Raw genomic sequence first — 13961 nt, forward strand, 5'->3', positions numbered from 1 at the left:
GCGGGCGTTTTCTTTGTGGGATCAGGACCTTCCGAACACTCGCTGGAAAATCGTGTCCACGTGCTTGAAGTGGTAGGTGAGGTCGAACAGCGCGGCCAGTTCCTCGCCGCTCAGGAAGCCCCCTACTTCTGCATCGTCCTGCAACAGGGTGAGGAAGTCGCCCTCGCCGCGCCATACAGGCATCGCATTGCGCTGCACCAGCCGGTAGGCGTCCTCGCGGCTGGCACCCTTCTGCGTCAGCGCCAGCAAGACGCGCTGGGAGTGAACGAGCCCGCCCAGCAGGTCCAGATTTCCCTGCATCCGCTCCGGATAGACGACGAGGTTCTCCACCACGCCGGCCAGGCGCGACAGGGCGAAATCAAGCGTCACGGTCGCGTCGGGACCGATCATCCGCTCCACGGAGGAGTGCGAGATGTCCCGCTCGTGCCACAGCGCAACGTTCTCCATGGCCGGCATGGCATAGGAGCGCACCATGCGCGCGAGGCCGGTCAGGTTCTCCGTCAGCACCGGATTGCGCTTGTGGGGCATGGCCGAAGAGCCCTTCTGCCCCGGCGAGAAATACTCCTCAGCCTCGAGCACCTCGGTCCTCTGCATGTGGCGGACTTCGAGCGCCAGACGCTCCACCGAGGACGCCACCACGCCCAGCATGGCGAAATACGCGGCATGACGGTCGCGCGGGATGACCTGCGTGGAAACGGGCTCGACTTCAAGGCCGAGTTTGGCCGCGACATGCTCTTCCACGCGCGGATCGATATTGGCAAAGGTGCCGACGGCCCCTGAGATCGCGCAGGTGGCCACTTCCGTGCGGGCCTGCACGAGGCGCGCGCGGCAACGGCGGAACTCGGCGAAGAAGCCTGCGAGCTTGAGACCGAAGGTGATGGGTTCGGCGTGGATGCCGTGGGAGCGCCCGATCGCCGGCGTCATCTTGTGCTCGAAGGCGCGCTTTTCCAGCGCCGCCAGCACACGGTCGACATCGGCGATCAGGATGTCGGCGGCGCGCACCAGCTGCACGGAGAAGCAGGTGTCCAGCACGTCGGACGAGGTCATGCCCTGATGCACGAAGCGCGCGTCCTCACCTACGAATTCCGCAAGGTGCGTCAGGAAGGCAATGACGTCGTGCTTGGTCTCGCGCTCGATCTCGCCGATGCGGGCGATGTCGAACTCGGCTTCACCACCCCGAGCCCAAATGGTCTCGGCTGCGCTCTTCGGGATCACGCCGATCTCGGCCAGCGCGTCGGCTGCATGGGCCTCGATCTCGAACCAGATGCGGAAGCGGGTCTCGGGCGACCAGATGGCCACCATTTCAGGGCGGGAATAGCGGGGTATCATGTCTTCAACCTCGTGCGTGCGCGGAGACGTATGGCTCGGCGCTAGACGGCGATGCTCGTTGCCGCGGTGCGGATGTTCCTGATCTTCTCGTCGTAACCGGTGCCGCCGGAGAACACGGCCGAGCCGGCCACCAGCACGGTGGCTCCGGCCTCGACGCAGGCGCGCGCGGTGTCCATCGTCACGCCACCGTCGATGATGATCTCGATCTTGCGGGGACGGTGCCGGACCAGTTCCGCGATCTCGGCGATCTTCGGCAATGTCGCCGCAATGAAGCTCTGCCCGCCGAAGCCGGGATTGACAGTCATCACGAGGATTTCGTCGACCTCATCGAGCACATGCGCGATGGCGGAAACCGGGGTTGCAGGATTGATGGCCGCGCCCGACCGTTTGCCAAGTGAGCGGATGGTCTGGAGCGAGCGGTGCAGGTGAGGCCCCGCCTCGGCGTGCACGGCAATGTGGTCGGCGCCGGCGTCCGCGAAGGCCGCGAGATACGGGTCTGCCGGTTCGATCATCAGGTGAACGTCCAGCGGCTTTTGCGTGTGGCGGCGCACGGCGCGAACCACTTCAGGACCGAACGAGATGTTGGGCACGAAATGCCCATCCATCACATCAACATGGATCCAGTCGGCGCCCGCCGCGTCGATGGCCCGGACTTCTTCGCCGAAGCGGGCGAAGTCGGCAGCCAGGATGGAAGGTGCGATGAGGATATCGGACATGGTGCGCGCTTAACATGCGAGGAACGGCGAGTCACCCGCTGCCGGGACTGACGGTTTCCCCGCCGGCTGTCGCGCCATGTCGAGAGCGGCCTCCTGAACTGATCCAGCCGCAGGACAGCGGCAGATTAGAATATTTCCAATCTGGCCCCGTGAGGGTCTTCGACCGTCGCTACTACTGGCTCGCGAAGAAGCTATGGCAGGGGCGTGGCAGGCAAAAGTTGAGAGTCGGCGGGCACAGAGCGCCGGTCGGCGGTGTCCCAGTTCTGCACGGCGGCATCTTCCCGGTATGTGTAATGCCAGCGCGTCTCACAAGGCGACATGGCACCGGAGCCCTCCGCATGATTTGAATTCATAATTCAGTTCGCGAGACTCGGAGGATCTTCATGAAAGTCGGCATCGTAGGGATCGGGGCGGTCGGAACAGCCACGGCTATGGCACTGGCCATGCGCGCCAGCGCCCATGAGATCATTCTTATCGACACCAACACCCACCGCACGGCCGGAGTCGCCGCCGACATGCTCTACGGCCTGCCCATGGTCTCCGCCACGTCGGTCCGAAGCGGCAGCTATGCGGATCTCGAAGGCGCACAACTCGTCATCATCGCGGCCGGCATCAACGAAAAGGCCGGCGGCGCGACGGACCGCAGCGATCCCCTCGGGCGCCTCCGTCTTCTCGAGACCAACGCCTCCATCATCGCGGACATCGTCCCCCGGATCGTGGCCGTGGCCGGCGATTGCCCGATCATGATCGCCAGCAATCCACCCGAGCCGCTGGCGGAAATCGCCCGCGTGGCAGCCGGGCATCCAAATGTGTTCAGCACCAGCACGGCGCTCGACACGCTGCGGTTCCGCGTGCAGCTCGCGCGGCGGTTCGGCGTCCGCGCCAAGGATGTCAGCGCCTATGTGGTGGGCGAGCACGGTACCAACAGCGTATTCCTGTGGTCCTCGGCCGAGATCGGCGGCCGGCCGGTCTACGATATGGCGCGCGAGCGCGGCATGGAGGCCGGTGAATTCCGGCGCGGCATCGAGGAGGATGTGCGCTACGCCAATATCGAGATCATCCAGGGCATCGGTGCCAGCCAGTATGGCATCGGCATGGTCGCGGCCCGCCTGGCGGAGATGGTGCTGCGCGACGAACATGCCGTCGTCGCCGTCGGCTCGCATTCCGCCGAGCACGGCACCACCCTCTCCTTCCCCAGCATCGTGGGTTACGGCGGCGTGGTGGAGGTGCTGCGCCCGGCAATGTCGGACGAGGAGCGCGCGCTGCTGCACGCCTGTGCGGACCGCCTGAAGCAGGTCACGGGGCCTTATCTGGAGAAGTTGCGGTCTCGTGAGGAGCGCCGGCCTGCCCTTCAGCCGGCGTCGTGAGGTCGGCCACACCCAGCACCCGGCGGTCGCGGCGCGAGGGGCCGCGCTCGCCCTCTTCCAGAGCGGCGACGGCGCCGTGCAGGGTCCGCAGGTCCTGCTCCGAAAGGCCGAGGCGGTGGAAGATGTTGCGCAGGTTGCGCACCATGATCGGCTTGCGCGTCTCCGGATAGAAGAAGCCCACGCGGTCCAGCGCCGATTCGATGTGCGCGAAGAAGGCCAGCAGGTGCCGCTTCTCCGCAGGAGGAGATTGCTGTGGCATCTCGAAGGCGGGAGCATCGCCGTTCGACGCCTTGAACCATTCATAGCCTACGAGGAGAACGGCCTGCGACAGGTTCAGGCTTGCGAAGGCAGGATTGACCGGGAAGGTCAGCACGCGGTCCGCCAGCGAGACCTCGTCGTTCTCAAGGCCCGTTCGCTCGCGTCCGAACATGATGCCGGTGCGGGCTCCCGCCGCCTCCTGCTCCAGCAGCAATGCGGCAGCATGGGCCGGCGTGTCGACAGGCTTGGCCTGCCCGCGCTCCCGTGCCGTGGTGGCGTAGACAAGCTGCAGATCGGAAAGCGCCTCTTCCAGGCTGTCGAAGACGCGCGCGCCCTCCAGCACGGCCACGGCTCCGGACGCCATGGCCTCGGCACGTGGATGCGGGAGCTTCACCTGCGGCCGCACGAGCCTGAGATCGGTGAGGCCGAAATTCGTCATGGCCCGTGCCGCCGAGCCGATGTTCTCGGGCAGTTGCGGCTCGACCAGTATCACCGCCGGGCCGCCCAAAGTTGCATGCCTGGTGCGGTTCGTGCCTGCCATCGTCTCTAATCCCATCGGCTCACGGAACGTGCGCCATGCATCACGCTTGTTACTGGATCAGGGCGCCGAGGTCAGCCAGCGAGGTCGAGGATATGCAGGTCATCACCACACGCGTTCACGGCATCATCGACTATGTCGTCGGTGCCCTGCTGATCCTGACGCCATTCGCTCTCGGCTTCGCCGACGGCACTGCGGCGCAATGGGTGATGATCGTGCTGGGGATCGGGACCTTCGTGGTCAGCCTTGCCACGCAGTACGAGCTCAGCGTGCTCAAGCTCATCCCCATGCCCGTGCATCTGATGGGCGACCTTGCGATCGGCGTCGTCTTGTTGGCCTCGCCGTGGGTGTTCGGCTTCGCCGACCGGGTGTGGGTTCCCTACACCCTCTTCGGCGTACTGCCGTTCATCGTCGTGAGCCTGTCGCAGCGAAACGCCCCGACGCAGGCTCTGCGGCGTTAGCCCTTCCGCTCCTTTCGGCATCAAGGACGCGATGATATAGCCGGTGCACTGCATTTCCTGTGAGAAGAGGTCGAAGATGGCGAAGATCAAGGTCGCAAATCCGGTCGTGGAACTCGACGGCGACGAGATGACCCGCATCATCTGGCAGCTCATCAAGGACAAGCTGATCCACCCCTATCTCGACATCGATCTCGAATATTACGATCTCGGCGTCGAGCACCGCGACGCGACGAACGACCAGGTCACCGTCGACGCCGCGCACGCCATCCGCAAGCATGGCGTCGGCGTGAAATGCGCCACGATCACGCCCGACAGCGGCCGCATGACGGAGTACAACCTCAAGGAGATGTGGAAGTCGCCGAACGGCACGATCCGCAACATCCTGGGCGGCGTGATCTTCCGCGAACCCATCATCTGCCAGAACGTGCCGCGCCTCGTGCCCGGTTGGACGCAGCCCATCATCATTGGCCGCCACGCCTTCGGCGACCAGTACCGCGCCACCGATTTCAAGTTCCCGGGCAAGGGCACGCTGTCGATCAAGTTCGTCGGCGAGGACGGACAGGTCATCGAGAAGGAGGTGTTCAAGGCGCCCGACGCGGGCATCGCGCTCGCCATGTACAACCTCGATGAATCGATCCGGGAGTTCGCCCGCGCCTCGCTGAACTACGGTCTCTCGCGGAACTACCCGGTCTATCTCTCGACCAAGGACACGATCCTCAAGACCTATGACGGTCGCTTCAAGGACATCTTCCAGGAGGTGTTCGAGGCCGAATTCAAGGCAGACTTCGACGCGCGCGGCCTCACCTACGAGCACCGCCTCATCGACGACATGGTGGCTTCCGCCCTGAAGTGGTCCGGCGGCTATGTCTGGGCCTGCAAGAACTACGACGGCGACGTGCAGTCCGACACCGTGGCGCAGGGCTTCGGCTCGCTTGGCCTGATGACTTCGGTGCTGATGACGCCCGACGGCAATGTGGTGGAGTCGGAAGCCGCGCACGGCACGGTGACGCGCCACTACCGGCAGCATCAGCAGGGCAAGGAGACCTCCACCAATTCCATGGCCTCGATCTTTGCCTGGACCCGTGGCCTGGCCCATCGCGCCAAGCTCGACGGCAATGACGAGCTGAAGCGCTTCGCCGACACGCTGGAACGGGTCTGCGTGGAAACGGTGGAATCCGGCTTCATGACCAAGGATCTCGCGATCCTCATCGGACCGGACCAGAAGTGGCTCTCCACCACCGGCTTCCTCGACAAGATCGACGAGAACCTCAAGGCCGCGATGGCCTGAGAAGGCTCATTGCAAGGGGGCAGGAACCGATCCTGCCCCCGGAGCTTTGTTCCTGAAGAAGGGAACAAAGCATGGTGGACGTAGCGCGCGAGCCGTATCCCAGAAAAATCCGGATCCTGCACTGGACCATTGTCGGCCTGATCCTGGTGCAGTGGATCTCGGCCGGCTGGATGGAGGAGTTCTTCCGGCGCGTCCGCGACCAGCCCGTCGGCGTTCTTCCGGACAATGCGGGCGCCATCATCCACGCGCTGTTCGGCGCCAGCATCCTCGTGCTGATGCTCGCTCGCCTGGTCATCCGCATCAAATCCGACGCACCCGGCCCGCCTCGCGACCTCTCGCGGCCGCTGTGGATGCTCTCGCTGGCAAATCATCTGGCGTTCTACGCTGTGCTCGTCGCCATGCCGCTGACCGGGCTGGCGAGCCTCTACTTCGCACGTGATTTCGCCGCGGCGCATGTGGCGCTCAAGAACCTGCTTCTGGCGCTGATTGCCCTGCACGTGGCCGGCGTGGCCTATCACATGCTGGTGCTGCGCGACGGCGCGCTTTGGCGCATGTTGAAGAGGTAGCCGTCCAGCGGCGCGGCCAGTGCCGCGCCGTGATGTTGATCAACCGGCCGAGGCGAGATGCGCCTCGATGGCAGCGAGCGCAGCATCGGCATTTCCGCCATTGGGCCCGCCCGCCTGCGCCATGTCCGGACGGCCGCCGCCGCCCTTGCCGCCGAGCGCGTCGGCACCGAGCCGCACCAGATCGACCGCATTGTTGACGGAGACGCGATCGCTGGTGACACCGACCGCGATGGACGCCTTATTCTCATCGTCCACGGCGACGAAGGAGACGACGCCGGAGCCGATCTGCTTCTTCGCGTCGTCGATCAGACCCTTGAGGTCCTTCGGGGAAACGCCCCGCACCACCCGGCCCAGGAACTTCGTGCCGCCGATCTCCTTGGCTTCCGGAGCAGCCGCACCGCCGCCGCCGAGGGCCAGCTTCTTGCGCGCATCGGCGAGCTCCCGCTCGAGGCGCTTGCGCTCCTCAACCAGAGCGGCCACCCGGGCTGGCGCCTCGGATACCGGCGACTTGAGCTGGGCCGCGATCTCCTCAAGCGCCTTGCCGCGCTCGGCGAAGTAGCGCCGGGCGGCTTCGCCCGTCAGCGCCTCGACGCGGCGCACGCCGGAAGCCACCGCGCCCTCGCCCACCAGCGCGATCAGTCCGATATCGCCGATGCGGGCAGCATGGGTTCCGCCGCACAGCTCGATGGAAAATGGCTTGCCATCCTCGCGGCGGCCCATCGAAACGACACGGACCTCATCACCGTATTTTTCGCCGAACAGCGCCCGTGCGCCCGAGGCGACCGCGTCATCCACGGCCATCAGGCGCGTCTCGACCGGCGTGTTGCCGAGAACCTCGGCATTCGCCAGATCCTCGACCCGGGCAATCTCGTCATCGTTCATCGGCCTCGGATGCGCGAAGTCGAAGCGCAGCCGCTCGGGCGCGACCATGGAGCCCTTCTGCGCGACGTGATCGCCCAGCACGCGGCGCAGGGCCTCGTGAAGCAGGTGGGTGGCCGAATGGTTGGCACGAATGGCGGAGCGACGTTCGTGATCGACCTTCAACTCGACCGCCGCACCGGGAGAAACCTCCCCGTCTTCCACAGTTACGGCGTGCACGAAGAGGCCGTCCGCGCGCTTCTGCGTCTCCGTCACGCGAAGCCGAGTACCAGTGCCGGACATGGTGCCGCGGTCCCCGACCTGACCGCCGGACTCGGCATAGAACGGCGTCTGGTTCAGCACGACGAAGCCGGTCTCTCCAGCTTTGAGGCTGGCGACCTCCTGGCCGTCCCTCACCGTAGCCAGTACCACGCCTTCGGCGATTTCGGTGTCGTAGCCCAGGAACTCGGTGGCGCCGAAGCGGTCCCTCAGCCCGAACCAGACCTGCTCGGTCGCGGCGTCTCCCGAGCCCGACCATGCCTTGCGGGCGTCGGAACGCTGGCGCGCCATGGCGGTCTGGAAGCCCTCGGTGTCGACCTTGATGTCGCGGGCACGGAGGGCATCCTGCGTGAGATCGAGCGGGAAGCCATAGGTGTCGTGCAGCTTGAACGCCACGTCGCCCGGCAGGGTCCCGCCGGCGGACAGTGAGGCACTTTCCTCGTCCAGTATCTGCAAGCCCCGCGTGAGGGTCTTGCGGAAGCGGCTCTCTTCGAGCTTCAGCGTCTCGGTGATGAGGGCTTCCGACTGCACGAGTTCCGGATAGGCGGCGCCCATCTCGCGGACAAGCGCGGGAACGAGCTTGAACATCACCGGCTGTTCGGAGCCGAGCAGCTGCGCGTGACGCATGGCGCGGCGCATGATGCGGCGCAGCACATAGCCCCGCCCCTCGTTGGAGGGCAGGACACCGTCGGCCACGAGGAAGGCTGAGGCCCGCAGATGGTCCGCGATGACACGGTGGCTCGGACGGCGCGGACCTTCGGCATCGCCACCGATGGCTTCCACCGACGCCCGGATCAGGCCACGGAAGAGATCGGTATCGTAGTTGGAATGCACGCCCTGCATGATCGCGGCCATGCGCTCGAGGCCCATCCCCGTGTCGATGGACGGGCGTGGCAGGGTGAGCCGCTCGCCGGGCGCGACCTGCTCATACTGCATGAAGACGAGGTTCCAGAACTCAAGGAACCGGTCGCCATCTTCATCGGGGCTGCCGGGAGGGCCGCCCTGAAGCTTGTCTCCCTGGTCGATGAAGATCTCGGAGCACGGACCGCACGGGCCGGTGTCGCCCATCTGCCAGAAATTGTCCGACGTCGCGATGCGAATGATGCGGCTGTCGGGAAGGCCCGCGATCCGCTTCCAGAGGTCAAAGGCCTGATCGTCGTCGTGGTAGACGGTGACAAGGAGCCGATCCTTGGGCAGGTCGAACACCTTCGTCGTCAGATTCCAGGCAAGTTCGATTGCCCGTTCCTTGAAGTAATCGCCGAACGAGAAATTGCCCATCATCTCGAAGAAGGTGTGATGGCGGGCGGTGTAGCCCACATTTTCGAGATCGTTGTGCTTGCCGCCGGCGCGCACGCATTTCTGAGCTGTCGTGGCCGTGGAATAGGGCCGCTTCTCGACGCCCGTGAAGACGTTCTTGAACTGGACCATGCCGGCATTGGTGAACAGCAGGGTCGGGTCGTTGCGCGGCACGAGGGGGCTGGACGGCACGACCTGATGGCCTTCCCGTGCGTAATAATCCAGGAAGGCGGCCCTGATCTCGTTGACGCTGCTCATCACTACGGCTCTTGCGCCCGCGGGTGGATGGGCGGCGGGCGGCTTTTCTTAACGAGAGCGTCTTTGACTGTCTAGGAACGCTGACGCTTCGTCCGAAAGACGCAGCCCCGGAACGCATAGCGCCCGGGGCTGGATATCTCGATCGACGCTAATCGCAATGCCGGCTGGTGCCCCGGTTCAGGCCTCCGGCTCGCCGTCATCCTCCGGCTCGGGATCGCCCTCTTCGAGGATCTTGCCCGCGATGATGTTGGCGTTCATGCGGATCTGTCCTTCGATCCGGTTCGCGATGTCGGGGTTCTCGCGCAGGAAGGTCTTGGCGTTCTCCCGCCCTTGGCCGAGGCGCTGGCTTTCATAGGAGAACCACGCACCCGACTTCTCGACGATGCCGGCCTTGACGCCGAGATCGACCAGTTCGCCCACCTTCGAGACGCCTTCGCCATACATGATGTCGAACTCGACCTGCTTGAACGGCGGCGCGACCTTGTTCTTCACAACCTTCACGCGGGTCTGGTTGCCCACGACCTCGTCGCGATCCTTGATGGAGCCGATGCGGCGGATGTCGAGGCGCACGGACGCATAGAACTTCAGCGCGTTGCCGCCCGTGGTCGTCTCCGGCGAGCCGTACATCACGCCGATCTTCATGCGGATCTGGTTGATGAAGATGACGAGCGTGTTGGACTTGGAGATCGAGGAGGTCAGCTTGCGCAGCGCCTGGCTCATCAGCCGTGCCTGCTGGCCGGGCTGCGTGTCGCCCATCTCGCCTTCCAGCTCCGAGCGAGGCACCAGCGCCGCCACCGAGTCGATGACGACGATATCGACCGCCCCAGAGCGCACCAGCGTGTCCACGATCTCGAGAGCCTGCTCGCCGGCGTCCGGCTGGGAGATCAGGAGATCGTCCAGATTGACGCCCAGCTTGCGGGCATAGATCGGGTCGAGCGCGTGCTCCGCGTCGACGAAGGCGCAGATGCCGCCCTTCTTCTGCGCTTCGGCCACGGTGTGCAGGGCGAGCGTGGTCTTGCCCGAGCTTTCCGGCCCGTAGATCTCCACCACGCGACCCTTCGGCATGCCGCCGACGCCGAGCGCGATGTCCAGACCCAGCGAGCCCGTTGAGATCGTCTCGATGTCGAGCGCATCGCGCTGCCCGAGACGCATGATGGAGCCCTTGCCGAAGCTGCGCTCGATCTGCGCCAGCGCGGCGTCCAGCGCCTTGGACTTGTTCTGATTCTGGTTCTGGGAAGCCACGTCTACGACCTTGAGATTCGGGGCCATCGGAGCATCCTTCTTGGCAGGGCTGACGGAAAAAACAACCTGCGTGCAAAGTACACGTTTTGTTCTCATCCGCAAGGATGTTCTTGTTTTAGACCCTCTTTTTAGCCGATGGTGTCCTTGACCGTCTGGATGAGGTCCTTCAGCGCGAACGGCTTCGGCAGGAAGGCAAACTGCTCGTCGTCGGCGAGGTTCTTCTTGAACGCGTCCTCGGCATAGCCAGAGACGAAGACGATCTTCACCGCGCTGTTGCGACGCCTCAGCTCCTTGAGCAGCGTCGGCCCGTCCATTTCCGGCATCACCACGTCGGAGATCACGAGATCCACCTCGTTGGCGTGCTCATCGAGAAGTTCGAGCGCTTCCACGCCCGACCCTGCCGCCAGCACCACATAGCCGCGCGATTCCAGCGCCCGCGTCGCGAAACTGCGCACGGCGTCCTCATCCTCCACCAGGAGGATGACCCCCTGCCCCGTCATGTCCTTGGCGGGCGCGTCATGGCTCTTGGCAGGCGCGGGCTCCTCCGCCGCCGGCATCTGCGAAGGCACATGGCGCGGCAGGAAAATGCGGAAGGTCGTGCCTCGGCCCATCTCGCTGTCCACGAAGATGAAGCCTTCGGTCTGCTTCACGATGCCATAGACGGTCGAGAGCCCGAGGCCCGTGCCCTTGCCCACTTCCTTGGTTGAGAAGAAGGGTTCGAAGATGCGGTCGCGGATCTCCTTCGGAATGCCCGTTCCGCTGTCCTCCACCTCGACGAGGATCCAGTCCGCCGCCGGCAGCATGGGCTCGCCGAACCCCGGCACCTCGGAGGCCGGAACATTGCGGGTGCGGATCGTCACCTTGCCGCCACCTGGCATAGCGTCGCGCGCATTCACCACGAGATTGGTGACGACCTGCTCGAACTGCCCCAGATCGGCCTTCAGCAGCCAAAGTTCGCGGCCGTGCACGACATCGAGCGTGACGTGCTCGCCCAGCAGGCGACCCAGCATCATGCGCAGGTCGGAAAGCACCTCGCCAAGCGACAACACCTGCGGCCGAAGCGTCTGGCGGCGCGAGAAGGCCAGCAGATGGCGCACCAGCCCCGCAGCGCGGTTGGCGTTGTGCTTGATCTGCATGATGTCGCGGAAGGACGGGTCCGTGGGCCGGTGGCTCGTCAGCAGGAGGTCGGAATAGCCGATGATGGCTGTCAGCACGTTGTTGAAGTCGTGCGCGATGCCGCCTGCCAGCTGGCCCACGGTCTCCATCTTCTGGGACTGCGCGATCTGCATCTCCAGCGCGCGCTGTTCGCTGGTGTCGAGCGCATAGAGGATCGCGGTTTCGCCGCCGGCATCCTCTTCCGCCGCCTCCATGGGGCTGAAGTAAAAGCGGGCGGAATGGTCCGTGTCACCGATCATGCCGTCGACAGGCGCGACATCGCTGCTTCCGCTGGCGGCGGCCTGCAGAGCCGACGCCAGAGCGGCCCGACCGGATTCCGCGACCGTGGAGACGATGTCGCGATCGCCCGCCTGCAATGCATCGCCGAACAGGCGGGCGAAGCTTGCATTGGCGCGGCGCACATGGCCCGCGCGGTCGACCGTCGCGATGGCAATGGGCGTGTTGTTGAAGAAGCGGGCAAATTGCACCTCCGCCGCGCGGAGAGGATCGGACACGCCGCGTGCACGCGAGCGGTCCAGCACAAGCGTCTTGGACGCGCCCGGCGTGCCGTCCTGCGCATAGGCCACCTTGTGGAGCAGGCGAACGGGAAAGCTCTGCCCGCTGCGGGTTTTCAGGTCGACATCCAGCGCTTCGGTGCGCACGGTCGAGTTTCCGCCCGTCAGGGTCCGGACCAGTTGCGCGCCGTCTCCGGCAAAGATGTCCTGCAGGCGCAGCACGCCGGAGCCGATCTGCGCGAGATCGTGGTTCAGCCACTCGGCGAGAGTGGCGTTCATGTAGCTGATCGCGCCGTCCGGTTCCGCGGAGAAGAACCCGGCCGGTGCGTGGTCCAGGAAATCGATCGCGTGCTGGAGTTCCTGGAAGACATTCTCCTGGCGTTCACGGTCCCGCGTTACATCGGAAACCACCCAGACGCTGTCGGGCTTCGCCACGCCAGCACGCTGCAGGGCGCGGACGCGGATGCGGTACCATGCCGGCCCGCCGCGCGGGCTCGACTGGACCCTGAACTCCTCCTGTAGTCGCCGGCCCTCCCGCGCCGCCTGCGAAAGGCGATAGACGGCTTCCGAAACGTCGGGATCGGACGAGAAGACGCGATCGAGCGACCGAACGTCCGCCGCGCCGGCGGCTCCGCTGAGCGCCAGATAGGCATGATTGGCAAAGATGATAGTTCCGCCCGCGTCCTGAACGAGGATCCCGTCGTCGGAATCCGCCAGCAGCGTCCGGGCGAAATCGTGCCGCCGCCGGGTCGTGGGCCGAAGGATGCCGATCGCCACGGCGAACAGGAAGAAGATGCCGATGGAGGCCAGCAAGGCCAGCAACACAATCACGTAGAAACCAGCCTGCTCGCCGTCGAAATAAGACAGGCTGAGAGCGGCGGCGACCAGCGCACCGGCGAGGGCAAGCACAAGCCCTATATTGCCCGGAGGCTCGGCCCGGTCGATCGGCGCCTCGTAAGCCTGCTGTTCGGGCAATTCCGTCATGGTCATCGTTCGCAGGCCAGAAGCGCGAAACCGGCGCTTATGCCGGAACCAAAGCGAGCCGCTGGCGTCATCGGCGTGGCACGGTGTGGAATCCTCTAGGCTATCCACGCCGACTCGGGAAGCGCCATGGTGCGTCGACGAACGCTTCCTGATGCTTGCCGGCTTTCATTACCGTTAAGGTCTAGGCTGCGAGGCCGGCATTTGATACCTTACGGGGGTCCGCGTCTTGCATGCCGGCTCTCCTGCAGCATGTTCTCTTCACCAGACCGGGCGCGTATCGGTCCGGCATAGGCGGTGACATGGGTTTCCTTGATCAGATTTTTGGCACCAGTCTCCCGGTGGCTGTCCGCTTCCTCATCGCCTTCGGGATCGTTCTGGGGTTGATCGCGCTGACGGCCTGGGCCGTACGTCGGCTCGCCGGGCGCCGCCTCCCCGTCGCGAACCAGGGCCGCGCGCGCCAGCCGCGCCTCGGCGTGCTGGATGCGTTCGCCATCGATGCTCGCCGGCGCCTTGTCTTGATCCGTCGTGACAATGTCGAGCATCTGATCATGATCGGCGGCCCGAACGACCTCGTCGTGGAGAGCAACATCGTCCGGGCGCCGTCGCAGGGCCTCCCCGCTCCCCAGCAGCGCACCGGACGCGCACCGGATGTGGACACCGGGCGTCCCGTCGTTCCGCAAGCCGCCGATCCGGAGTTCCCGCAAGGCAACGCCCCCCAGATCCCGCCGGCTAACCAGCAGCGCACCGCATCTCCGCCACCACGCCCGGCCGCAGCACCGCCGGTGGTTCGCACCCCGATGCCCGCTCCCGTCGCGACTGCGCCCGAGCCGCCGCAGGCCCCGCCCACGGCC

10 protein-coding genes and 1 pseudogene are annotated in these 13961 nt (G+C 65.4%); 5 read left to right on the forward strand and 6 right to left on the reverse strand.

What is annotated here, in order from left to right; all coding sequences use genetic code 11:
• Positions 1-21: 21 nt before the first annotated feature.
• Positions 22-1329: an adenylosuccinate lyase gene (gene purB / locus SCD90_RS15520; RefSeq protein WP_319845623.1), complete on the reverse strand. Its 1308-nt coding sequence runs from the start codon at positions 1327-1329 to the stop codon at positions 22-24.
• A gap of 41 nt (positions 1330-1370) precedes the next feature.
• The gene (gene rpe, locus SCD90_RS15525; protein WP_319845624.1) at positions 1371-2045 is read right to left on the reverse strand and encodes a ribulose-phosphate 3-epimerase; all 675 of its coding nucleotides are present in this window, start codon (positions 2043-2045) and stop codon (positions 1371-1373) included.
• Between the two features lie 383 nt (positions 2046-2428).
• Here rpe and SCD90_RS15530 point away from each other — a divergent pair, with 383 nt between their 5' ends.
• Entirely contained in the window at positions 2429-3412 is a 984-nt protein-coding gene (locus tag SCD90_RS15530; protein ID WP_319845626.1) for a lactate/malate family dehydrogenase, read from the forward strand.
• Here the strand turns inward: SCD90_RS15530 and SCD90_RS15535 are convergent.
• Positions 3342-4211 carry an RNA methyltransferase gene (locus tag SCD90_RS15535; RefSeq protein WP_319845627.1) on the reverse strand — a complete coding sequence of 290 codons (870 nt, stop codon included), beginning with the start codon at positions 4209-4211 and terminating at the stop codon, positions 3342-3344. The genes SCD90_RS15530 and SCD90_RS15535 overlap by 71 nt on opposite strands.
• A gap of 35 nt (positions 4212-4246) precedes the next feature.
• On the opposite strand from SCD90_RS15535, the gene SCD90_RS15540 reads away from it, so the two are divergent.
• The 3 genes from SCD90_RS15540 (at position 4247) to SCD90_RS15550 (ending at position 6523) form a co-directional block, all read left to right on the forward strand.
• The gene (locus tag SCD90_RS15540) at positions 4247-4669 is read left to right on the forward strand and encodes an SPW repeat domain-containing protein (RefSeq protein ID WP_319845628.1); all 423 of its coding nucleotides are present in this window, start codon (positions 4247-4249) and stop codon (positions 4667-4669) included.
• A gap of 76 nt (positions 4670-4745) precedes the next feature.
• Positions 4746-5957 (forward strand): NADP-dependent isocitrate dehydrogenase, encoded by a 1212-nt coding sequence (locus tag SCD90_RS15545; RefSeq protein ID WP_319845629.1) that lies wholly within the window; start codon positions 4746-4748, stop codon positions 5955-5957.
• Between the two features lie 71 nt (positions 5958-6028).
• Positions 6029-6523, forward strand: coding sequence for a cytochrome b (locus SCD90_RS15550; protein WP_319845630.1), 495 nt, complete (start codon positions 6029-6031; stop codon positions 6521-6523).
• Positions 6524-6562: 39 nt separating this feature from the next.
• Here SCD90_RS15550 and alaS read toward each other — a convergent pair whose 3' ends face one another.
• From alaS to cckA, 3 genes are all read right to left on the reverse strand, one after another.
• Positions 6563-9214: an alanine--tRNA ligase gene (alaS, locus tag SCD90_RS15555; protein ID WP_319845631.1), complete on the reverse strand. Its 2652-nt coding sequence runs from the start codon at positions 9212-9214 to the stop codon at positions 6563-6565.
• Between the two features lie 177 nt (positions 9215-9391).
• The gene (recA, locus tag SCD90_RS15560; RefSeq protein WP_319845632.1) at positions 9392-10483 is read right to left on the reverse strand and encodes a recombinase RecA; all 1092 of its coding nucleotides are present in this window, start codon (positions 10481-10483) and stop codon (positions 9392-9394) included.
• Between the two features lie 101 nt (positions 10484-10584).
• Positions 10585-13116, reverse strand: coding sequence for a cell cycle histidine kinase CckA (gene cckA, locus SCD90_RS15565; RefSeq protein ID WP_425265709.1), 2532 nt, complete (start codon positions 13114-13116; stop codon positions 10585-10587).
• 293 nt (positions 13117-13409) lie between these two features.
• Between cckA and SCD90_RS15570 the strand changes: the two are divergent.
• Positions 13410-13961, forward strand: a pseudogene (locus SCD90_RS15570) (flagellar biosynthetic protein FliO); the annotation flags it as partial.

The sequence above is a fragment of the Terrihabitans rhizophilus genome (assembly GCF_033898525.1).
In the GTDB taxonomy this organism is placed as follows: domain Bacteria; phylum Pseudomonadota; class Alphaproteobacteria; order Rhizobiales; family Methylopilaceae; genus Flaviflagellibacter; species Flaviflagellibacter rhizophilus.

Excerpts from the sequence above, each read along its gene's own strand:
- purB (WP_319845623.1), bottom strand. The coding sequence starts at position 1,329 with ATGATACCCCGCTATTCCCGCCCTGAAATGGTGGCCATCTGGTCGCCC.
- rpe (WP_319845624.1), bottom strand. The coding sequence starts at position 2,045 with ATGTCCGATATCCTCATCGCACCTTCCATCCTGGCTGCCGACTTCGCC.
- SCD90_RS15530 (WP_319845626.1), top strand. The coding sequence starts at position 2,429 with ATGAAAGTCGGCATCGTAGGGATCGGGGCGGTCGGAACAGCCACGGCT.
- SCD90_RS15535 (WP_319845627.1), bottom strand. The coding sequence starts at position 4,211 with ATGGCAGGCACGAACCGCACCAGGCATGCAACTTTGGGCGGCCCGGCG.
- SCD90_RS15540 (WP_319845628.1), top strand. The coding sequence starts at position 4,247 with ATGCATCACGCTTGTTACTGGATCAGGGCGCCGAGGTCAGCCAGCGAG.
- SCD90_RS15545 (WP_319845629.1), top strand. The coding sequence starts at position 4,746 with ATGGCGAAGATCAAGGTCGCAAATCCGGTCGTGGAACTCGACGGCGAC.
- SCD90_RS15550 (WP_319845630.1), top strand. The coding sequence starts at position 6,029 with ATGGTGGACGTAGCGCGCGAGCCGTATCCCAGAAAAATCCGGATCCTG.
- alaS (WP_319845631.1), bottom strand. The coding sequence starts at position 9,214 with ATGAGCAGCGTCAACGAGATCAGGGCCGCCTTCCTGGATTATTACGCA.
- recA (WP_319845632.1), bottom strand. The coding sequence starts at position 10,483 with ATGGCCCCGAATCTCAAGGTCGTAGACGTGGCTTCCCAGAACCAGAAT.
- cckA (WP_425265709.1), bottom strand. The coding sequence starts at position 13,116 with ATGACCATGACGGAATTGCCCGAACAGCAGGCTTACGAGGCGCCGATC.